General features: G+C 60.9%; 15 protein-coding genes and 11 tRNA genes. 8 read left to right on the forward strand and 18 right to left on the reverse strand.

The window, feature by feature from the left end:
• Window positions 1-2: 2 nt before the first annotated feature.
• Window positions 3-1,115 carry an LPS export ABC transporter permease LptF gene (gene lptF / locus AB5Y59_RS09710; protein ID WP_029313726.1) on the reverse strand — a complete coding sequence of 371 codons (1,113 nt, stop codon included), beginning with the start codon at window positions 1,113-1,115 and terminating at the stop codon, window positions 3-5.
• A 172-nt stretch (window positions 1,116-1,287) separates the two neighbouring features.
• Here lptF and pepA point away from each other — a divergent pair, with 172 nt between their 5' ends.
• The 6 genes from pepA (at window position 1,288) to pbpG (ending at window position 9,502) form a co-directional block, all read left to right on the forward strand.
• Window positions 1,288-2,799, forward strand: coding sequence for a leucyl aminopeptidase (gene pepA / locus AB5Y59_RS09715; RefSeq protein ID WP_010672960.1), 1,512 nt, complete (start codon window positions 1,288-1,290; stop codon window positions 2,797-2,799).
• Between the two features lie 169 nt (window positions 2,800-2,968).
• The gene (locus AB5Y59_RS09720) at window positions 2,969-3,424 is read left to right on the forward strand and encodes a DNA polymerase III subunit chi (RefSeq protein ID WP_368211899.1); all 456 of its coding nucleotides are present in this window, start codon (window positions 2,969-2,971) and stop codon (window positions 3,422-3,424) included.
• Between the two features lie 65 nt (window positions 3,425-3,489).
• Window positions 3,490-6,354 carry a valine--tRNA ligase gene (locus tag AB5Y59_RS09725; RefSeq protein ID WP_319885732.1) on the forward strand — a complete coding sequence of 955 codons (2,865 nt, stop codon included), beginning with the start codon at window positions 3,490-3,492 and terminating at the stop codon, window positions 6,352-6,354.
• Window positions 6,355-6,561: 207 nt separating this feature from the next.
• Window positions 6,562-7,854, forward strand: coding sequence for a hemolysin family protein (locus tag AB5Y59_RS09730; RefSeq protein WP_029313724.1), 1,293 nt, complete (start codon window positions 6,562-6,564; stop codon window positions 7,852-7,854).
• Window positions 7,855-7,872: 18 nt separating this feature from the next.
• Window positions 7,873-8,538, forward strand: a complete 666-nt coding sequence (locus AB5Y59_RS09735) for a DedA family protein (protein WP_010672956.1) — start codon at window positions 7,873-7,875, stop codon at window positions 8,536-8,538.
• A gap of 136 nt (window positions 8,539-8,674) precedes the next feature.
• Window positions 8,675-9,502, forward strand: coding sequence for a D-alanyl-D-alanine endopeptidase (gene pbpG, locus AB5Y59_RS09740; RefSeq protein ID WP_041214408.1), 828 nt, complete (start codon window positions 8,675-8,677; stop codon window positions 9,500-9,502).
• Between the two features lie 329 nt (window positions 9,503-9,831).
• Here pbpG and AB5Y59_RS09745 read toward each other — a convergent pair.
• The 17 genes from AB5Y59_RS09745 to pncC form a co-directional block, all read right to left on the reverse strand.
• A tRNA-Arg gene (locus AB5Y59_RS09745) sits at window positions 9,832-9,908 on the reverse strand.
• Window positions 9,909-9,935: 27 nt separating this feature from the next.
• Window positions 9,936-10,012, reverse strand: a tRNA-Arg gene (locus tag AB5Y59_RS09750).
• A gap of 27 nt (window positions 10,013-10,039) precedes the next feature.
• Window positions 10,040-10,116 (reverse strand) — tRNA-Arg (locus AB5Y59_RS09755).
• Between the two features lie 27 nt (window positions 10,117-10,143).
• Window positions 10,144-10,220: transfer RNA gene (locus tag AB5Y59_RS09760), tRNA-Arg, on the reverse strand.
• A 27-nt stretch (window positions 10,221-10,247) separates the two neighbouring features.
• A tRNA-Arg gene (locus tag AB5Y59_RS09765) sits at window positions 10,248-10,324 on the reverse strand.
• A gap of 27 nt (window positions 10,325-10,351) precedes the next feature.
• Window positions 10,352-10,428 (reverse strand) — tRNA-Arg (locus tag AB5Y59_RS09770).
• A 27-nt stretch (window positions 10,429-10,455) separates the two neighbouring features.
• Window positions 10,456-10,532, reverse strand: a tRNA-Arg gene (locus tag AB5Y59_RS09775).
• Window positions 10,533-10,559: 27 nt separating this feature from the next.
• Window positions 10,560-10,636, reverse strand: a tRNA-Arg gene (locus AB5Y59_RS09780).
• A gap of 25 nt (window positions 10,637-10,661) precedes the next feature.
• Window positions 10,662-10,738 (reverse strand) — tRNA-Arg (locus AB5Y59_RS09785).
• Between the two features lie 94 nt (window positions 10,739-10,832).
• Window positions 10,833-10,909: transfer RNA gene (locus tag AB5Y59_RS09790), tRNA-Arg, on the reverse strand.
• 4 nt (window positions 10,910-10,913) lie between these two features.
• Window positions 10,914-11,006: transfer RNA gene (locus AB5Y59_RS09795), tRNA-Ser, on the reverse strand.
• 212 nt (window positions 11,007-11,218) lie between these two features.
• Window positions 11,219-11,407, reverse strand: a complete 189-nt coding sequence (gene csrA, locus AB5Y59_RS09800; protein ID WP_005315760.1) for a carbon storage regulator CsrA — start codon at window positions 11,405-11,407, stop codon at window positions 11,219-11,221.
• 93 nt (window positions 11,408-11,500) lie between these two features.
• Window positions 11,501-12,748, reverse strand: coding sequence for an aspartate kinase (locus AB5Y59_RS09805; RefSeq protein ID WP_069652249.1), 1,248 nt, complete (start codon window positions 12,746-12,748; stop codon window positions 11,501-11,503).
• A 16-nt stretch (window positions 12,749-12,764) separates the two neighbouring features.
• Window positions 12,765-15,389 (reverse strand): alanine--tRNA ligase, encoded by a 2,625-nt coding sequence (gene alaS / locus AB5Y59_RS09810; RefSeq protein ID WP_041212325.1) that lies wholly within the window; start codon window positions 15,387-15,389, stop codon window positions 12,765-12,767.
• Between the two features lie 279 nt (window positions 15,390-15,668).
• Window positions 15,669-16,175 carry a regulatory protein RecX gene (locus AB5Y59_RS09815; protein WP_319918805.1) on the reverse strand — a complete coding sequence of 169 codons (507 nt, stop codon included), beginning with the start codon at window positions 16,173-16,175 and terminating at the stop codon, window positions 15,669-15,671.
• A 41-nt stretch (window positions 16,176-16,216) separates the two neighbouring features.
• The gene (gene recA / locus AB5Y59_RS09820) at window positions 16,217-17,281 is read right to left on the reverse strand and encodes a recombinase RecA (protein ID WP_043154135.1); all 1,065 of its coding nucleotides are present in this window, start codon (window positions 17,279-17,281) and stop codon (window positions 16,217-16,219) included.
• Between the two features lie 80 nt (window positions 17,282-17,361).
• Window positions 17,362-17,853 (reverse strand): nicotinamide-nucleotide amidase, encoded by a 492-nt coding sequence (gene pncC / locus AB5Y59_RS09825; RefSeq protein ID WP_029313644.1) that lies wholly within the window; start codon window positions 17,851-17,853, stop codon window positions 17,362-17,364.
• Window positions 17,854-18,052: 199 nt separating this feature from the next.
• On the opposite strand from pncC, the gene AB5Y59_RS09830 reads away from it, so the two are divergent.
• Window positions 18,053-18,460, forward strand: coding sequence for a Spy/CpxP family protein refolding chaperone (locus AB5Y59_RS09830; protein ID WP_368211902.1), 408 nt, complete (start codon window positions 18,053-18,055; stop codon window positions 18,458-18,460).
• Window positions 18,461-18,724: 264 nt separating this feature from the next.
• Complete coding sequence (gene mutS, locus AB5Y59_RS09835; protein ID WP_368211903.1) at window positions 18,725-21,295, forward strand: DNA mismatch repair protein MutS; 2,571 nt, start codon at window positions 18,725-18,727, stop codon at window positions 21,293-21,295.
• Window positions 21,296-21,301 lie beyond the last annotated feature (6 nt).

The raw sequence follows: 21,301 nt of genomic DNA on the forward strand, positions 1-21,301 counted from the left end.
CATCATGCTGACTTTCTCTTGAACAATTGCCCTTTGACCCCGTTCCACCAGCTGGTGCCCTGCAGGTTGAGAGGCAACCCTATCAGCAGCAGATAGACCAGGGGCACCAGGAACATCCCGGGCCAGTGGGGCAGACGCCCGCTGTCGATGGCCGACCGGGCGGCACTGAGCAGCAGGAAATAGGAGAGATAGAGCAGGATGGCCGGCAGCAGCTTGGCGTAACGCCCCTGACGGGGATTGACCCGCGCCATCGGCACCACCAGGAAGGTGAGCACCAGTATGGAGAGGGGCAGCGACAGGCGCCACTGCAATTCGGCCATCAGCTGGTTGTCCTGGGTACCGAGCAATGCCAGGGTCGGCTTGGCCGCCGCCTTGCGGTTGGATCGCTCCATCTCCTGCTGGCGGATCACCAGGCTGTATTCACGGAACTCCGAGACCTGGAACTGCTTGCCGGTGAAATGCCCCTCGTAGCGCGAGCCATCCTTCAGGGTCAGCCACTGCAAGCCGTTGCTGTCGGCGGTCACCTGCCCCTCGTTGGCCACCACCACTGACGGGGGTGAGCCACCCTCGGCCCGTTGCAGCACGAAGATTTTCTGCAACTCCGACCCCTTGTCGTTCAGATCCTGGATGTAGGCCACCAGGCGCCCCTTGTCGAGCTCCATGAAGCGGCCGGCCTGCAGGAAAGAGATACCGGGATCGGCCTTGAACTCGTCGATCACCTGGTACTCCCGCTCCTTGGCCTGGGGGGCGACCCAGCCGGTGTTGAACGCCGCGACGGCGGCGGTCAGCAAGGCCAGCACCAGGGCGCTGCCCATGATGAAACGGTGACTGAAACCCACCGCGTGCATCACCGTCATTTCGCTTTCCGCGTACAAACGGCCGTGAGCAAACAGAATGGCTAAAAACAGACTGATAGGCAGCATCAACAACGCCATATTCGGCAGGTTGAGCAGCAGGAGGGTGGATACCAGGCGCGTCGGCACCTCACCATCGGCGGCATCGCCAATGATCTGGATAAATTGCTGGCTGACGAAGATAAGCAGCAGCACGAACAGCACCGCCAGCTGGGTTTTCAGGGTCTCCCTGAACAAATATCGGAAAACGATCACAGTCATTCCCAAGTAAACTTGTGTTTTTAGTCGAATGCCTGAAAAATAGGGCCCTATATTGGATTTTTACCAGTTTGAACTGCGGAGCCTGTGACTGTTCGCTCCGCCTCTGATACCCCAACAAGCACCGCATTATTCAATAAATGGTGCCTTTTGTCTTTAGGATGTAGGAGATTCCATGGAGTTCAGTGTAAAGAGTGGCAGTCCTGAGAAGCAACGCAGTGCCTGCGTCGTGGTCGGCGTTTTTGAGCCCCGCCGCCTCTCTCCGGTTGCCGAACAGCTGGACAAGATCAGCGACGGCTACCTCAGCTCGCTGCTGCGCCGTGGCGACCTGGAAGGGAAACCGGGCCAGATGCTGCTGCTGCATCAAGTACCGGGCGTGCTCAGCGAGCGCGTACTGCTGGTCGGGTGCGGCAAGGAGCGCGAACTCGACGAGCGCCAGTACAAGCAGATCATCAACAAGACCATCACCACCCTGAACGAAACCGGCTCCATGGAAGCGGTCTGCTTCCTGACCGAGCTGCACGTCAAGGGTCGGGATACCTACTGGAAGGTGCGTCAGGCGGTGGAAACCACCAAGGCGGGCCTCTACAGCTTCGATCAGTTCAAGACCAACAAGGCCGAACCGCGCCGTCCGCTGCGCAAGCTGGTCTTCAACGTGCCGACGCGTCGGGAACTGACCATAGGCGAGCGCGCCATCAACCACGGCCTGGCCGTGGCGAAAGGGGTGCGCATCTGCCGCGACGTGGCGAACATGCCGCCCAACGTCTGCAATCCCGCCTACCTCGCCTCCCAGGCCCGCCGTCTGGCGGATGCCTATGACAACATCACCACCAGGGTGGTGGGGGAGCAGGAGATGGCCGAGCTCGGCATGAACTCCTACCTCGCAGTGGCCCGCGGCTCCGAGAACGAAGCCATGATGGCCATCATCGAGTACAAGGGCAACGCCGACGCCAAGCCCATCGTGCTGGTGGGCAAGGGGCTGACCTTCGACTCCGGCGGCATCTCCATCAAGCCGGCAGACGGCATGGACGAGATGAAGTACGACATGGGTGGCGCCGCCTCCGTGCTCGGCACCATGCACGCCCTGGCCCAGTTGCAGCTGCCCATCAACGTCATCGGTGTGCTGGCGGGCTGCGAGAACATGCCGGGGGGCAACGCCTACCGCCCCGGTGACATCCTCACTACCATGTCCGGCCAGACCGTCGAGGTACTCAACACCGACGCCGAAGGCCGCCTGGTGCTGTGCGATGCCCTCACCTATGTGGACCGCTACGATCCCGAGACCGTGATCGACGTGGCGACCCTGACCGGTGCCTGCATCATCGCCCTTGGCCACCATACCTCTGGCCTCTTGGCGAACCACAACCCCCTGGCCCACGAGCTGCTCAACGCCTCCGAACAGGCCGGCGATCGCGCCTGGCGCCTGCCCCTGTTCGACGAGTATCAGGAGCAGCTGGAAAGCCCGTTCGCGGACATGGCCAACATCGGTGGCCGTCCGGCCGGTACCATCACCGCCGCTGCCTTCCTGTCGCGCTTCACCAAGAAGTACAACTGGGCCCACCTGGATATCGCAGGGACCGCCTGGAAGAGCGGCAAGGAGAAGGGCTCCACCGGCCGACCTGTGCCCCTGCTGACCCAGTTCCTGCTCAACCGGGCCGGCGTGGCGGACGTCGAAGACAAGGAGTGATCCCCTTATCCATCGACTCGAAGAGCGATGCGAGAAGGCGTTACCCTGTATCACAAGGAAGAGGCCTGCCTCTTCCTTGTTTCATTGAGAGAATCCGGGAAGTCCGTGCCAGACGCGGCTCCCGAAGACGGCCAATCGCTGTCCGTCACAGCCAAACGGGACCGACCTGATGAGCCAAGTGACCTTTTACCTGATGAGCCAGCCCGATGATGCGGATGCCTCCGCCGTCGAGCGCCTCGCCTGCCAGCTTGCGGCCGATGGCTGGAGCGCAGGCCACCTCTATCTGCTGTGCGAGGACGAGGCCCAGGCCCTGCGTCTGGACGAGCTGTTGTGGCAGTTGCCGCCCGATCGCTTCGTGCCGCACCAGTTGCAGGGGGAGAGCGGTCAGGCCCCGGTGGAGATAGGCCATCAGCCGCCACGGCGGCGCTATGCCTGCCTCATCAACCTGGCCCGGCAGACACCTTTGTTTGCAGGACACTTCGCTCAAGTGGTAGATTTTGTCCCCACTGACGAAACGCAAAAGCAGCAAGCCCGCGAGCGCTACAAGCGCTATCGCCAGGCGGGCCATACCCTCGAGATGAGGGATCAGCCCGTCCTTGCCGCACCGGATCCGGCGCAGCCCTGACTGTGCCACCCTCGATCCACGACGAATCAACACCAGAATCCATCCATCCAGAATACGGCGAGACCATGGAAAAGACTTTTAATCACAACGCCATCGAACAGGCGCTCTATCAGCACTGGGAAGCCCAGGGTTACTTCAAGCCCCACGGCGACACCAGCAAAGACTCCTTCTGCATCATGATCCCGCCGCCGAACGTCACCGGCAGCCTGCACATGGGTCACGCCTTCCAGCAAACCCTGATGGACACCCTGATCCGCTACAACCGCATGCAGGGCAAGAACACCCTGTGGCAGGCAGGTACCGACCACGCCGGTATCGCCACCCAGATGGTGGTTGAGCGCAAGATCGCCGCAGAAGAGGGCAAGACTCGCCACGATTACGGCCGGGAAGCCTTCATCGACAAGATCTGGCAGTGGAAGGAAGAGTCCGGTGGTACCATCACCCGTCAGATGCGCCGTCTGGGTGACTCCGTGGACTGGGAGCGCGAGCGCTTCACCATGGATGAGGGCCTCTCCGCCGCCGTCCAGGAAGTGTTCGTGCGCCTGTACGAAGATGGCCTGATGTACCGCGGCAAGCGTCTGGTGAACTGGGATCCCAAGCTCAACACCGCCATCTCCGACCTGGAAGTGGAAAACCGCGAGATCAAGGGCCACATGTGGCACCTTCGCTACCCGCTGGCCAACGGCGCCAAGACCGCCGAAGGCAAGGATTACCTGATCGTCGCCACCACCCGTCCGGAAACCATGCTGGGTGATACCGCCGTGGCCGTGAACCCGGAAGACCCGCGCTACAAGGCGCTGATCGGCCAGCACATCCTGCTGCCGCTGGTGAACCGTCTGATCCCCATCGTTGCCGACGAACACGCCGACATGGAAAAGGGCACCGGCTGCGTGAAAATCACCCCGGCCCACGACTTCAACGACAACGAAGTGGGCAAGCGCCACAACCTGCCGATGATCAACATCTTCACCCTGGACGCCCACGTGCGTGCCGAGGCCGAAGTGGTCGATACCAATGGCAACCCGAGCACCGCCTATGACGCTGCCCTGCCGACCGAGTTCGCCGGGATGGAACGCTTCGCCGCCCGCAAGGCCATCGTCGCCAAGCTGGACGAGCTCGGCCTCCTGGCCGAGATCAAGGATCATGTGCTGCAACAGCCGTACGGCGATCGCGGCGGCGTGCCTATCGAGCCCATGCTGACCGACCAGTGGTACGTGCGCGTGGCCCCCATGGCCAAGACCGCCATCGAGGCGGTGGAAGATGGCCGCATCCAGTTCGTGCCAAAGCAGTACGAAAACATGTACTTCTCCTGGATGCGCGACATTCAGGACTGGTGCGTCTCCCGTCAGCTGTGGTGGGGTCACCGCATCCCGGCCTGGTATGACGATGCCGGCAACGTCTACGTGGGCCGCAACGAAGAGGAAGTGCGCGCCAAGCACAGCATCCCGTCCGTGACCGTGCTGCGTCAGGACGAAGACGTGCTCGACACCTGGTTCAGCTCCGCCCTGTGGACCTTCTCCACTCTGGGCTGGCCGAACAACACCGAGGCACTCAAGACCTTCCACCCGACCGACGTGCTGATGAGCGGCTTCGACATCATCTTCTTCTGGATTGCCCGGATGATCATGATGACCATGCACTTCATCAAGGACGAGAACGGCCAGCCGCAAGTCCCGTTCAAGACCGTCTACATCACCGGCCTCATCCGTGACGAAGAAGGCCAGAAGATGTCCAAGTCCAAGGGCAACGTGCTGGACCCCCTCGACATGATCGACGGCATCTCCCTGGAAGACCTGCTGGAGAAGCGCACCGGCAACATGATGCAGCCGCAGATGGCCGAGAAGATCGCCAAGCGCACCGCCAAGCAGTTCCCGGAAGGGATCAATGCCCACGGCACCGACGCCCTGCGCTTCACCCTGGCGGCGCTGGCCTCCACCGGTCGTGACATCAACTGGGACATGAAGCGCCTGGATGGCTACAACAACTTCTGCAACAAGCTGTGGAACGCCTCCCGCTATGTGCTGATGAACACCGAAGATCAGGATTGTGGCTTCTCTTCGCAAGGGAATGGTGGCGAGATGCAGTTCAGCCTGGCGGATCGCTGGATCCAGTCCCAGCTGCAAGTGGCCATCCGTGACTTCCGTACCGCCCTCGATACCTACCGCTTCGATATCGCGGCCGGCGTGTTGTACGAATTTATCTGGAACCAGTTCTGTGACTGGTATCTGGAGCTGACCAAGCCGGTACTGACCAAGGGCTCCGAGGCCGAGCAGCGCGCTGCCCGCCACACCCTCGTCAGTGTCCTCGAGACCCTGCTACGCCTGGCACACCCGATCATCCCGTTCATCACCGAAACCATCTGGAAATCGGTCGCCCCGCTGGCCGGCGTACACGCCGACACCATCATGATTCAGGCTTTCCCGGAATTCGACGCCGCCAAGGTGGACGACGCCGCGATGGCGGATCTGGAGTGGGTGAAGGAGTTCATCGTCAGCATCCGCAACATCCGCGCCGAGATGAACGTGGCGCCGAGCGTGCCCCTCAACGTGCTGCTCCAGTGCGATGCCAAGGACGCCCAGCGCGCCGCTGACAACGAGGCCTTCCTCAAGTCGCTGGCCCGTCTGGAATCCATTCGCGTACTGGCGGCCGGTGAAACCGCCCCGCTGTCGGTCAAGAAGCTGATCGGTGCCACCGAGCTGATGATCCCGATGGCCGGTCTCATCGACAAGGAAGCCGAACTGGCCCGTCTGGCCAAAGAGGTGGCCCGTCTGGTGGGCGAGTGCGGCCGCATCGAAGGCAAGCTCGGCAACGAAGCCTTCGTCGCCAAGGCACCGGAAGCGGTCATCATCAAGGAGCGCGAGAAGCTGGAAGATTACCGTCTCCAGCTGACCAAGCTGGAAGCCCAGCAGGTCGAGATCGCCGCGCTCTAAGCCACAGCGCAACATGACAAGCCCCCGTTTATCGGGGGCTTTTTCATGTCAGGGTTCAGTTCTCCCTCTCCTGCCCTGCCGGTTTTATCCCTCCCGCCGGGGCGATATTCAAAAATTCACGAGCCAAATCACCTCCTTTCACAAGCGCAGAGCCCGCAAATTCATTACACTGCCAGCGGTCTTTTCTATCGGGAGTGCTGCTGCAGTATGGAAATATTGATCCTGTTTGGATTGATTTTGCTCAATGGCGTCTTCGCCATGTCGGAAATCGCCATCGTGACGGCACGCAAGGCACGCCTCGCCAAAATGGCGAGCGAAGGGAGCCGCTCCGCCGCCATCGCCCTCAAGCTCGGGGAAGATCCGACCCATTTCCTCTCCGCCGTGCAGATCGGCATCACCAGCATCGGCTTGCTCAACGGTATCTATGGCGAGTCCCTGCTGGCCCAGCCCTTCGCCCTCTGGCTGCAGGAGTGGGGGCTCTCCCCCAAGAGCAGCAGCCTGCTCGCCACCGTCATCGTGGTCGTGCTGGTCACCTATCTCTCCATCGTGGTAGGGGAGCTCGTGCCCAAACGCCTCGGACAACTCAGCGCCGAGCGCATCGCCTGTCTGGTAGCCCGCCCCATGCTCTGGCTGGCGACCCTGACCCGTCCCTTCGTCTGGTTGCTCTCCGCCTCCACCAACGCCAGCCTGCGGCTGCTGCGGGTCGATCAGCGCAGCAGCAACAACGTCACTCAGGAGGAGATCCACGCCATGCTGGTGGAGGGCTCCGAAGCGGGGGTGATCGAGGACCATGAGCACACTATGTTGCGCAACGTGTTCCGCCTCGACGAACGCAGCCTGGCCTCCCTGATGGTGCCGCGCAGCGACATCCGCTATCTGGACCTGTCACTGCCGCTGGAAGTGAACCTCCAACGTCTGGTGGAGTATCGCCACAGCTTCTTCCCTGTCTGTGACGGCAGCCTGTCGGATCTCGTCGGCATCCTCAACGTCAGCAAGGTGCTGCACGCCTACATCAAGGGAGAACCCATCGATCTGGCGGCGCTGACCCAGGACGGCAGCCTGCTGCCGGAGACCCTCAACGGCCTGGAGCTGCTCAACCACTTCCGTACCCACTCCGAGCACATGGTGCTGGTGGTGGACGAATATGGCGAGCTGCAGGGGCTGGTCACCCAGCAGGATCTGCTGGAAACCCTGGCCGGCGACTTCCAGCAGGAAGATGGGGAGGACAACTGGGCCTTCCAGCGTGCCGACGGCAGCTGGCTGCTCGACGGCCTCATTCCACTGCCAGAATTGAAGGACTGTCTGGAGCTGGTTCGTCTGCCGGAAGAAGAAAAACATCACTATCACACCCTTGGAGGGCTTATCATGCTGCTCCTTGGCCGCCTTCCCCAGACCGGAGACCTGGTCACCCTGGAACAGTGGCAACTGGAAATCGTGGATATGGACGGCCTGCGCATCGACAAGGTACTTGCCATGCCCTTGACCGACCAACCCAGCTAACCTGCGGAGTTTGCATGTATGGAGCAGTTTTACCACCTGGCTCACGCCTTTATGCATCAGGATCTGGCGACACTCTCTGATCCCAAGATGGTCTTCATGGTCTATGTCGTCCTGCTGACCTTCCTGGTGCTCGAGAATGGCTTTATCCCCACCGCCTTCCTGCCAGGGGATACCCTGCTGATCCTGACCGGCGTGCTGATCTATCAGGGGGTGTTGCCGATGGCGGTGGTCCCGCTGCTGATCATGGCGACCTTCGTCGGTACCTGGCTTGGCTACATGCAGGGGCGTTTCCTCGGCCACACCCGGATGTATCACAGGCTGATGTCCCACCTCGATGACAAGCACAAGGAGAAGGTGCACTACCTGCTCAACAAGTACGGCATCATCACCCTGATCACCGCCCGCTACATCGCCTTTGTGCGTACCGCCTACCCCTATATCGTCGGCGCCAACGAGATCCCCCAGGGGCGCTTCTTGGTGGTCAACCTGATCAGCTCCATCATGTGGATCTGCCCCCTGGTCGGGCTGGGTTACTACCTGAGCCACACCAAGCTGGCCGCGCAGTATGAGTCCCAATTTCTCAGCGTCATTCTCTACCTGCCGGTCGTGCTGCTGGTGGGCGGCCTCATCGCTCTGGTCTGGCGCTGGTGGAGCAGACGCAAGCCCGGCGTCTCCAGAGAGTGAGACAAGCCACAGGGTCGCCCACAGGCGGCCCTTTTTTATGGAAAATAGTGGCGAATTCCCCCTGCTCGCTCTTGTAAAGCAGGGGCAAAAATGAGTGAATCTAGCGCCTTTTTTCGCTGTGGATGGAGTTGGTTGTATGGGGTGTTGGATTCGCGCAATCGCGCTGGTAGGTGGATTGATGGGACTGCTGGGTTCGCAGACAGCCCTGGCGACTCCCGACCCGGCCAAGCTGCAGCTCAAATCGGGCAGTGCCCTGGTGATGGATGTCAACACCGGCAAGACCCTGTATCAGAAAAACCCCACCCGGGTGCGCCCCATCGCCTCCCTCACCAAGCTGATGACGGCGCTGGTGGTGCTGGATGCCCGCCAGAACCTCAATCAGACCCTGACCATCGATCAGAACGACAGGGACAACATCAAGCACACCTATTCACGGGTGCGCATGGGCACCCAGGTCAGCCGCCGCGACGCCCTGCATCTGGCGCTGATGTCCTCCGAGAACCGCATGGCCTCGGCGCTTGCCCGCCACTACCCGGGGGGTCGCCAGGCCTTCATCCGCGCCATGAACAACAAAGCCAGACAGCTCGGCATGCGCAACACCCGCTACTATGACTCCACCGGTCTCTCCACCCGCAACGTCTCCACCGCCCAGGATCTGGCCAAGCTCCTCTCTGCGGCCTATCGACAGCCGCTGATCCGTGAATTCACCCAGGACACCAGCAGGGAGATGCGCTTTCGCAAGCCGGCCTACAGCCTGATGTTCAACAATACCAACCCCCTGGTGAAGAACCCGGACTGGGATGTACGCCTCTCCAAGACAGGCTATACCGACGAAGCGGGCCGCTGCCTGCTGATGCGTGCCAAACCGGATCGTCAGGAGCTCGCCATCGTACTGCTCAACTCGGTGGGCAAACGCACCCCTGTCGGGGATGCCAACCGCATCCGCAAGTGGCTGAAAAGCTGATTCTCTCCACGAAGACATGAAAGGATGCCGCGGCATCCTTTTTTATTGCCCGCCAAACGCCTCAGCAGGCCGCCAGAGGGCGCCAGCCCCGCACAGCATAGATGCGCATGGTTCGGGCACCCAGGTCGCCACAGGCACGGCCACGGGATGCGTCAGCAGCCTGCCAGGCAAGACACGTGGAGAGTGGTGACCCGGGGGCACGTGCAGCAAGGGGGAACCATCCCCCATGGGAGCGTCAGGGAGAAGGACACGAGAGAGACAACCCCATGATGGGGAGGAGGATATCGCCCATAAAAAAACAGCCCCGACTGACGTCGAGGCTGTCTGTATGGTGCGCCCGAGAGGATTCGAACCTCTGACCACCTGGTTCGTAGCCAGGTACTCTATCCAGCTGAGCTACGGGCGCTCACAACTTGTTGCACTGCTTTAAACATGGTGCGCCCGAGAGGATTCGAACCTCTGACCACCTGGTTCGTAGCCAGGTACTCTATCCAGCTGAGCTACGGGCGCTCATAAATTGTTGCACTGCTTTAAACATGGTGCGCCCGAGAGGATTCGAACCTCTGACCACCTGGTTCGTAGCCAGGTACTCTATCCAGCTGAGCTACGGGCGCTCATAAATTGTTGCACTGCTTTAAACATGGTGCGCCCGAGAGGATTCGAACCTCTGACCACCTGGTTCGTAGCCAGGTACTCTATCCAGCTGAGCTACGGGCGCTCATAAATTGTTGCACTGCTTTAAACATGGTGCGCCCGAGAGGATTCGAACCTCTGACCACCTGGTTCGTAGCCAGGTACTCTATCCAGCTGAGCTACGGGCGCTCATAAATTGTTGCACTGCTTTAAACATGGTGCGCCCGAGAGGATTCGAACCTCTGACCACCTGGTTCGTAGCCAGGTACTCTATCCAGCTGAGCTACGGGCGCTCATAAATTGTTGCACTGCTTTAAACATGGTGCGCCCGAGAGGATTCGAACCTCTGACCACCTGGTTCGTAGCCAGGTACTCTATCCAGCTGAGCTACGGGCGCTCATAAATTGTTGCACTGCTTTAAACATGGTGCGCCCGAGAGGATTCGAACCTCTGACCACCTGGTTCGTAGCCAGGTACTCTATCCAGCTGAGCTACGGGCGCTCATAAATCATTGTATTGCTTGAAATGGTGCGCCCGAGAGGATTCGAACCTCTGACCACCTGGTTCGTAGCCAGGTACTCTATCCAGCTGAGCTACGGGCGCCCTGTTTTCAAACGATAAAAAAAGCTTACTCAACAGTAAGCCTTCTTTAGTGTCGACTTGCTGATGGTCAACACATGACTCCAAGAGTCAAATATGGTGCGCCCGAGAGGATTCGAACCTCTGACCACCTGGTTCGTAGCCAGGTACTCTATCCAGCTGAGCTACGGGCGCAAAATGGCGGAGAAGGGGGGATTCGAACCCCCGATGCGGGTATAAGCCGCATACTCCCTTAGCAGGGGAGCGCCTTCAGCCTCTCGGCCACCTCTCCGTTTGCGGGGCTGATAATACTTCACAGGGATTTTTAGTCAAACACTTTTTTGGAGAAAACAGAGCGTTCGCTCAGCATTTGGCCAAAGAGTGGAATATTCAAGCAATATCGACACTTACCCAGTAGTTTCGCGCTCTACAGGCCGATTTGCAGGCCCCTGAAAAACAAAAGGCGACATCCGGGATGTCGCCTTCAGGCAGCCATGAAATGGCTTAGAAATTCGGTTGGCCCGGGACTTTCTCGGCCTGTATCCGCATGTAGATCTCTTCGCGGTGTACGGAAACCTCTTTCGGTGCATTCACACCGATACGAACCTGGTTCCCTTTTACGCCCAGTACGGTAACGGTTACTTCGTCACCAATCATCAGGGTTTCCCCTACACGACGAGTCAAAATAAGCATTCGCTTGCTCCTGTATCCTGTTTTGTATTTATATCGATATGCGCCATTATCTTACAAAGATACCGATATGGTAAATGGTTGAAACTAAATCAATCAGGGATTGTTTCCCAAGGGCTGCTCATGAGGCTCTTGATCCAACCCGAACGCCGAGTGCAACGAACGCACGGCCAGCTCCAGGTACTTCTCGTCAATCACCACGGATATCTTGATTTCAGAGGTGGAGATCAGCTGCATGTTGATCCCTTCCTCACCCAATACCTTGAACATGGTGCGCGCTACACCAGGATGATTCCACATGCCGACCCCGACGATGGAGACCTTGGCGATCTCTCCGTTGCCCTGCACGCAGGCGGCCCCCAGCTCGCTGGCGGTCTCCTCCAGCAAGGCGCGGGCCCGGCGATAATCATCGCGATTCACCGTGAAGGTGAAATCGGCGGTGCCATCTCCCATGGTGTTCTGCACTATCATGTCGACATCTATGTTGGCGTCGCTGATCGGATTCAGGATCTGCGCGGCCACGGTCGGCCTGTCCGGCACACCCAGAATGGTCAGGCTGGCCTCGTTGCGATTGAACGCAATGCCGGATACCAGGGGTGCTTCCATCCTCTCACCTCCATATGTGATTAAGGTTCCCTCTCCGTCGACGAAACTCGACAGCACCCTTAGCGGCACGCGGTACTTGCCCGCGAACTCGACCGAACGGATCTGCAACACCTTGGCACCGAGACTCGCCATCTCGAGCATCTCCTCGAAGGTGATGGTATCGAGGCGACGCGCCTTGGGCTCGATGCGCGGATCCGTGGTATACACCCCGTCCACATCGGTAAAGATCTGGCACTCATCGGCCTTGATGGCCGCAGCCACGGCCACCGCGGTGGTATCCGAACCTCCTCGGCCCAAGGTCGTGATGGCATTGTGCTCATCGCGCCCCTGGAAACCGGCAATCACCACCACCTTGCCGGCACCGAGTGCGGCTTCCACCTCCTCGGTGTCGATACGGGTGATGCGCGCCTTGCCATAGGCGGAGTCGGTGTGGATGCGGACCTGATCACCGGTCATCGAGACTGCGGGGCAACCGCGCTTGTTGAGCGCAATCGCCAGCAGCGCAATGGTGACCTGCTCACCGGTGGAGATCAGCACATCCATCTCGCGCCGGTTGGCATCCTGGTCCAGCTGCTGGGCCATGCCCAGCAACCGGTTGGTTTCGCCCGACATGGCGGAGACCACCACCACCACGTCATGTCCCTGGGCACGGGTCAGTTGAACCCGCTCAGCAACTGCCTCGATCCGCTCCAGCGTGCCGACCGAGGTGCCACCGTACTTCTGTACATAGAGTGCCACAGATCACCTCGCCCGCTTACAGGCGCTCTTCCAGCCAGGAGTGAACGGATTGCAGCGCCGCCGGCACCGCCTCAGGCTGGGTACCACCCGCCTGTGCCATGTCGGGACGACCACCGCCCTTGCCACCCACCTGCTGGGCCACCAGATTGACCAGCTCACCAGCTTTGACCTTGCCGGTCAGGTCATTGGTCACGCCCGCGATCAGGTTGACCTTGCCATCACTGCTGGTTGCCAGCAGCACGACACCGGATTTCATCTGGTTCTTCAGCTCGTCCAGCATGCCGCGCAGGGATTTGGGGTCGACCCCTTCCAGGGCGGCAACCAGCACCTTCTGGCCATTGATGTCGATGACCTGACTCAGCAGATCGTTACCCGCCTGCGCCGCCAGCTTGGCCTTGAGCTGTTCCAGCTCGCGCTCCATCATCTTGGCCTTGTCCAGTACCTGGCGAACCTTGTCGGCGATGGAGAACTGATCGCCCTTCACCAGCGCGGCGGCCTCTTCGATCTGTTCACCCAATTGGTGCATCAGATCGATGGCGCTCTTGCCGGTGACCGCTTCGATACGACGCACGCCAGCCGCGATGCCGCTCTCGGCAATGATCTTGAAGAAGCCGATATCACCGGTGCGCTTGGCGTGAGTACCGCCGCACAGCTCGGTGGAGTAGTCGCCCATGCGTACCACGCGCACATCGTCTTCATATTTCTCGCCAAACAGCGCCATGGCACCGGCTGACTTGGCCTCTTCCAGCCCCATCAGCTGGGTCGCCACCTCGTGGTTGGCACGGATCTGGGCGTTGACGAGCTCCTCGATCCGGCGAATGGTCGCCATGGTCAGCCCTTCGAAGTGGGAGAAGTCGAAGCGCATGCGCTCGGCGCCCACCAGGGATCCTTTCTGGGTCACGTGCTCACCCAGCGCCTGGCGCAAGGCCGCGTGCAACAGGTGAGTCACGGAGTGGTTAAGGGCGATGGCCTGACGACGGTCGCCATCGACCACGGCCTCGACCTCGGCTCCCTTCTCCAGGGTACCCAGTTCCAGATAGCCCTTGTGGATGATCGCCTTGCCCGCTTTCTGGGTGTCGGTGACGGCGAAGATGCCGTCATCCACCTTGAGGATGCCGCTGTCACCCACCTGACCGCCGGACTCCGCATAGAAGGGGGTCTCCGCCAGCACGATCACTGCCTCTTCACCGGCGATGAGGCCATTGACCTCGACACCATCCTTGTAGATACCGACCACCTGGGTGTTCTGGCTCAGTTGCTTGTAACCGGTAAAGGGGGTCTCGAAATCGAGCTTCAGCACGTCGTTGTAGTTCACACCGAAACTGGAAGCCTCTTTCGCACGGGCGCGCTGCTTCTCCATCTCAGCCTTGAAGCCCTCTTCGTCGATGCCGATCTCGCGCTCGCGCACCACGTCGGCGGTCAGGTCGGCCGGGAAGCCGTATGTGTCATAGAGCTTGAACACCACTTCACCCGGGATCACCTTGGCATCACCGAGGTTGGCCAGGGCGTCTTCCAGCAGCAGCAGACCTCTGTCCAGCGTGCGGACGAACTGCTCCTCCTCGATGCGCAACACTCGCTCGACCAGCGGCAGCTGGGCGATCAGTTCCGCCGCCACATCCTTCATCTGCACGGCCAGCTCGGCAGCCAGCTTGTAGAAGAAGACGTCGGTAGCACCCAGCTTGCGGCCGTGACGCACGGCGCGGCGGATGATGCGGCGCAGCACGTAGCCGCGACCTTCATTGGAGGGCATGACACCGTCAGCCACCAGGAAGGCGCAGGAACGGATGTGGTCCGCGATGACGCGCAGGGACTGGTTGCTCAGATCCGTGGTGCCGACAATCTCGGCCGCCTTCTTGATCAACGCCTGGAAGATGTCGATCTCATAGTTGGAGTGCACCCCCTGCATGATGGCGGAGATACGCTCCAGACCCATGCCGGTATCCACGGACGGACGGGGCAGCGGCTCCATGGTGCCGTCAGCCTGACGGTTGAACTGCATGAAGACCACGTTCCAGATCTCGATGAAGCGGTCGCCATCCTCTTCCGGTGAACCGGGAGGGCCACCCCAGATGTGATCGCCGTGGTCGTAGAAGATCTCGGTGCAGGGACCGCATGGGCCGGTATCGCCCATGGCCCAGAAATTGTCGGATGCATAAGGAGCACCCTTGTTGTCACCGATGCGCACGATGCGATCGGCCGGCACGCCGACCTCTTTTTCCCAGATGTCGAAGGCTTCGTCATCAGTCGCGTAGACGGTCACCAGCAGGCGCTCTTTGGGCAGCTTGAGGGTACCGGTCAGGAATTCCCATGCAAACCGGATGGCGTCCTGTTTGAAGTAGTCACCGAAGCTGAAGTTGCCCAGCATCTCGAAGAAGGTATGGTGACGGGCGGTATAGCCGACGTTTTCCAGGTCATTGTGCTTGCCGCCAGCCCGCACGCAACGCTGGGCCGTGGTGGCACGGTGATAGGCACGCTTGTCGGCGCCAAGGAACACGTCCTTGAACTGGTTCATCCCTGCGTTGGTGAACAGCAGGGTCGGATCGTTGTGCGGTACCAGCGAGCTGGAAGAGACAACCTGGTGTCCCTGGGTGCGGAAATACTCGAGAAACGCAGCGCGAATCTCTGACGTGGACATGTACATGGAAAATCCTGCTTGATTCGAATACGGACTTTTAACCGCATTAATGTAAGTTTTCTGCAGGGTAAAGTAAAACGTGGGGACCCTTGGCGGGTGAAATAGCCCCCAAGGGGCCAGCGTTTGGCAGCAGCACCCGCAAGCACGTCGCAACAGGGGGGCTTCGGGATGCCTCGCTTGACCACAGGGCCACCATTGACAGACCCGGCGAAGGGCTGATATTCCCCACCAGCCGCACCGCACACCAAGGGAAATCCTGCCCATAGGTCCAACCTCGGCGCGCCACTATTGCTCACCTTGCATGGCTGAGAGGGCGTAACGGGCTTGCTCCTGGGTAAAACCACGCCCCATCAGATATTTGAGCCACTTCATGCGCAGTTTGAAGTCGGCAAAGTCGGTCGCCTTTGCCCGACGCGACAACAACGCAAGCGCCAGTTCGAACCAGTCGAGCTCGGGTTGATCCAGGGCCGCCTCGATCTGGGTGTCATCCAGCCCCTTGCGACGCAGGTCGAAGCGGATCCTGAGCGGACCATGGCCTTTGGCCGCACCGGCCCGCACCGCCATGGCACCGTAACGATCGTCATTGACCCAGCCATAGCCACGGCAATGGTCGAGTACAACGGCGACCACCTCCTCCTCGAATCCCTTCTGACGCAGGCGTCTGGCCAGCTCGGACTCCGCACTTTCGCGGCGGGCAAGACTACGCATGGCAAAAGCGCGGGCGGTGACGACCAGCTCTTCAAAGGTCAATTCGACGGGCTCGCCCGGCTCGTTCACTGATTCATCCACCATAAACAACAAGGCCGGGTATCAACCCGGCCTTTCCTCATTCCTTATTCGAACTCTTGTTCGTTTTCGGCTTCAAACTCGGCGTATTCGGCAGCCGTGGCCTTCTCCTCCACCGGCGCGGCGCCGGAGAGCAGCAGCTCGCGCAGCTTCACTTCCACCTCGGCAGCCAGTGCCTTGTTTTCGGAGAAGAGCTTCATCACGTTGGCTTTGCCCTGGCCGATCTTCTCGCCGTTGTAGCTGTACCAGGCCCCCGCCTTGTCGATCAGCTTGTGCTTGACGCCGAGATCCACCAGCTCGCCCTCCTTGGAGATGCCGGCACCATAGAAGATCTGGAATTCAGCCTGCTTGAAAGGTGGCGCCACCTTGTTCTTGACGACCTTGACGCGGGTCTCGTTACCGACCACTTCGTCACCCTCCTTGATGGCGCCGGTACGACGGATGTCCAGGCGCACGGAAGCGTAGAACTTCAGAGCGTTACCACCGGTAGTGGTCTCCGGGCTGCCGAACATGACACCGATCTTCATCCGAATCTGGTTGATGAAGATGCACAGGCAGTTGGCGTTCTTGATGTTGGCGGTCAATTTACGCAGCGCCTGGGACATCAGTCGGGCCTGCAGGCCGACGTGGGAGTCACCCATTTCGCCTTCGATTTCCGCTTTCGGGGTCAAGGCCGCCACGGAGTCGACGATGATGACGTCGACGGCATTGGAGCGCACCAGCATGTCGCAAATCTCCAGTGCCTGTTCACCGGTATCCGGCTGGGAGATGAGCAGGTCGTCGACGTTGACGCCCAGCTTGGCGGCATAGATAGGATCCAGTGCGTGCTCCGCATCGACGAAGGCACAGGTCTTGCCCTTCTTCTGGGCTTCGGCGATCACCTGCAGGGTCAGCGTAGTTTTACCGGACGATTCCGGACCGTAGATCTCGACGATACGACCGCACGGCAGACCACCGATCCCCAGCGCCACGTCCAGAGAGAGAGAGCCGGTGGAGATGGCTTCGATATCCATGGTCTTGCTGTCGCCCAGACGCATGATGGAGCCTTTGCCAAACTGCTTTTCGATCTGGCCCAGCGCAGCCGCCAGTGCCTTCTGTTTGTTCTGATCCATGCCAATCTCCGCTGGGAATCGTGAGTAAGAAGTGAAGTTGGGCTAAGTATACTGTTTATGCATACAGTATCAAGCCCAATTTATTTGAGCAGTGCCAGGAGTCCGGACAAGGCCTGTCTGACCGCCTGCTGGCGCACCTGATGGCGATCCCCATCGAAACGGGCGAGCAGGGAGTGGTGACGACCGGTACGATCTGCCCAGGCAAACCAGACAGTGCCGACCGGTTTCTCCTCGCTGCCACCACCAGGCCCGGCGATACCGCTGATGGCCACGCAGATACCCGCATCGGAGCGAGCCAGGCAGCCCCGGGTCATCTCCAGCACCACGGGTTCGCTGACGGCACCGTGGCGCAACAGGCTATCGATGCTGACGCCGAGCATCTGCTGTTTGGCTTCGTTGGTGTAGGTCACGAAACCGCGATCGAACCAGGCCGAGCTGCCGGCAGTATCCGTGATGGCAGTGGCAACCCCGCCGCCGGTGCAGGATTCCGCCGTGGCGGCAAGCCAGCCTCTGGCCAGCAGTGCCTCGCCCAGTTCCCGGGATAAGCGGGAGATCTCTGCTTCAAGTCCCATCATCGCGTCCTCTTCCGGCCTCTTCCAGGCGAAATATGGCGCTCATTATGCAGTTGCCCCGCTCCTCGGGCAACCGACCCCGGGGCCACTGCGTCAGCAAGTTGTCGTCGCTTAAGCTCCAGTACATGGCTGCTCGTTATCATGTTCCAACACCGCCATGCATGCGGTTTCCATCCCATCAGACCAAGGAGAAAGCCGGATGAAGCATCCGTTCAACGTCGCCATGACAGCCCTCGCAATGTGTATCGCCACCCATGCCTTTGCCACCGAGGGTACCGCCGAGCTGCGGAGCGAGACCACCCTGGCCCAGGAACTGAACCTCTCCAGCGCCCAGGTGGAGCAGATCAAGGGGCTGCGCGAGCAGGCCACCAGGGAGCTGGGCTCAATCAAGCTTGATGCCATCGGCCAGGACGTCATCGTCAACATGATCAAGTCCGGCAAATGGGATGAAGTGGCGGCGAGAAAGCAGTTGCAGACCATCAGCGACGTACAGGCCGAGGCCCGCTACCATCGCGCCCACTACCTCTTCGAGGTGAGCCGGGTGCTGACACCCGAGCAGAAAGCCAAACTGCACGAGATGCTGAGCGGCGACGAAGCCATGTACTGAGGGCGACACTCTCCCCGTCTCTCCCATCCCCGCATCCGTGCGGGGATGCTATTTCTCCTCCCCCGTGCCTCTTCTTGGCCAGGCTCCATCCCAGGCCACTCTGGTCAGCATCATCCGGATGCACAGATCCGCGACGGGATGCCGGCTTTGCCCCCAAGACGGAGATTCCTCCTCACCATCTTGCCTCGAGCATGTAGAATGGCCCCCAGATTCAGACCCATGACGGCAGACGTTTGCCCGCAAGAGCACCTTCTGGAATAGCACATGACAGCACAATACCAAGCGCCAGGCGCCAACTTGAGCGCCCACACCCCCATGATGCAGCAGTATCTGACTCTCAAGGCCGAAAACCCGGAGATCCTGCTGTTCTATCGCATGGGTGACTTCTACGAGCTCTTCTACGACGACGCCCGCAAGGCCTCCCAGCTGCTCGACATCTCCCTGACCAAGCGCGGCCAGTCGGCCGGCAGCCCCATCCCGATGGCCGGGGTGCCCTATCACGCCATCGAGGGGTATCTCGCCAAGCTGGTACAGCTCGGCGAATCGGCCGCCATCTGCGAGCAGGTGGGGGACCCCGCCACCAGCAAGGGGCCGGTGGAGCGCAAGGTCATTCGCATCATCACCCCGGGTACCGTCTCCGACGAGGCGCTGCTCAGCGAACGGCAGGACAACCTGATCGCCGCCGTCTACCACGATGGCCGCCGCTTCGGTTACGGCACCATGGACATCGGCTCCGGTCGCTTCTTCATCAACCAGTTCGAGAAAGAAGAGACCCTGCTGGCGGAGCTGCAACGCACCAATCCGGCGGAGCTGCTCTACCCCGAATCGTTCGCCTTCCTGCACCATGTCGAGGGTCGCCGCGGTCTGCGTCGCCGCCCGGAGTGGGAGTTCGAGCTCGGCACCGCCCGCAAGCTCTTGTGCCAGCAGTTCGGCACCCAGGATCTGGTGGGCTTTGGGGTCGAGCAGAGCGAGACCGCCCTGTGCGCCGCCGGCTGCCTGATGCAGTACGTGAAAGACACCCAGCGCACCGCCCTGCCCCACATTCGCAGCGTGCGCCTGGAGCAGCCCGATCATGCGGTCATCATGGATGCCGCCACCCGCCGCAATCTGGAGCTGACCCAGAATCTGGCTGGCGGCCACGACAACACCCTCTCCGCCGTGCTCGATTGCACCGCCACGCCGATGGGCAGCCGGCTGCTCAAGCGCTGGATCCATCAGCCGATCCGCGACCGGGTGATCCTCAAAGGTCGCCAGAGCACCATCAAGGAGCTCATCGAGCAGAACCTCTATGACGAGTTGGGCGGATTGCTGCGCCAGGTCGGTGACGTGGAGCGGGTGCTGGCGCGTCTCGCCCTGCGCTCGGCCCGCCCGCGCGATCTGACCCGGTTGCGGCAGGCTTTCGCTCAGCTGCCCGAGTTGCAGCGGCTGCTGGCGGAGAGCGAGCACGAGGCGGTGCAGCAACTGCGCGAGCGGGCAAGTACCTTCCCCGAGCTGTTCGATCTGCTGGAGCGTGCCGTGATGGAGGTGCCGCCGGTGCTCATCCGCGATGGCGGCGTCATCCGTGAAGGGTTCAACACTGATCTGGACGAGCTGCGGGATCTGGCCAATGGCGCCACCGCCAGCCTGGCCCGCATCGAGGAGCGGGAGAAGGCGCTCACCGGCATCAACACCCTCAAGGTGAGCTACAACAAGGTGCACGGCTTCTACATTGAGGTGAGCCGCGCCAACAGCCACCTGGTGCCGACCCACTACATCCGCCGCCAGACGCTGAAAAACAACGAGCGCTATATCATCGATGAGCTGAAGAAGTACGAGGACAAGGTGCTCACCGCCCAGGCCCAGGCCCTGGCGCTGGAAAAACGTCTCTACGAAGAGCTGCTCGACGCCCTGCTGCCGCACCTTGGCGATCTGCAGGAGTCTGCTGCCGCCCTGGCGGAGCTGGACGTACTGGCCAACCTGGCCGAGCGGGCAGAGACCCTCGACTATCGCTGCCCTACCCTCATCGATGAGGATCAGATCATCATTGAAGCGGGCCGCCATCCGGTGGTGGAGCAGGTGATGACCGACCCCTTTATCGCCAACCCCATCCGGCTGGAGAGGGAGCGGCGGATGTTGATCATCACCGGCCCCAACATGGGCGGTAAGTCCACCTACATGCGCCAGACTGCGCTCATCGTTCTGCTGGCCCATATCGGCGCATTCGTGCCCGCCGACAGCGCCCGCATCGGCCCCATCGACCGCATCTTCACCCGCATCGGGGCGTCGGATGATCTCGCCTCCGGCCGCTCCACCTTTATGGTGGAGATGACCGAGACTGCCAATATCCTCAACAACGCCACCGCCCGCAGTCTGGTGCTGATGGACGAGATTGGCCGCGGCACCAGCACCTACGACGGCCTCTCGCTGGCCTGGGCCTGCGCCGAGCAGCTGGCAAGCAAGATTGGCGCCTACACCCTGTTCGCCACCCACTACTTCGAGCTGACCCGCCTGCCCGAGCTGATGAGCGGGCTGGCCAACGTCCACCTGGATGCGGTGGAGCACGGCGACACCATCGCCTTCATGCACGCGGTGCAGGAGGGGGCGGCCAGCCGATCCTACGGCCTGCAGGTAGCGGCGCTGGCCGGGGTGCCGAAGTCGGTGATCCACCAGGCCCGCCACAAACTGCACGAGCTGGAGAGTGCCACTCCGGTGGCCGCCGGCGAAAGCCGTCCGGCTCCGGTCACTCTCGCCCCGCAACCCCATCCTGTGGTGGAGGAGCTGGCAGCAGTTCGCCCGGACGAGCTGACCCCGCGCCAGGCCCTTGACCTGCTCTATCGACTCAAGCAGATGCTGTAGCTACCG

It is taken from the genome of Aeromonas sp. s10 (assembly GCF_040907975.1).
Classification (GTDB): Bacteria; Pseudomonadota; Gammaproteobacteria; order Enterobacterales; family Aeromonadaceae; genus Aeromonas; species Aeromonas caviae.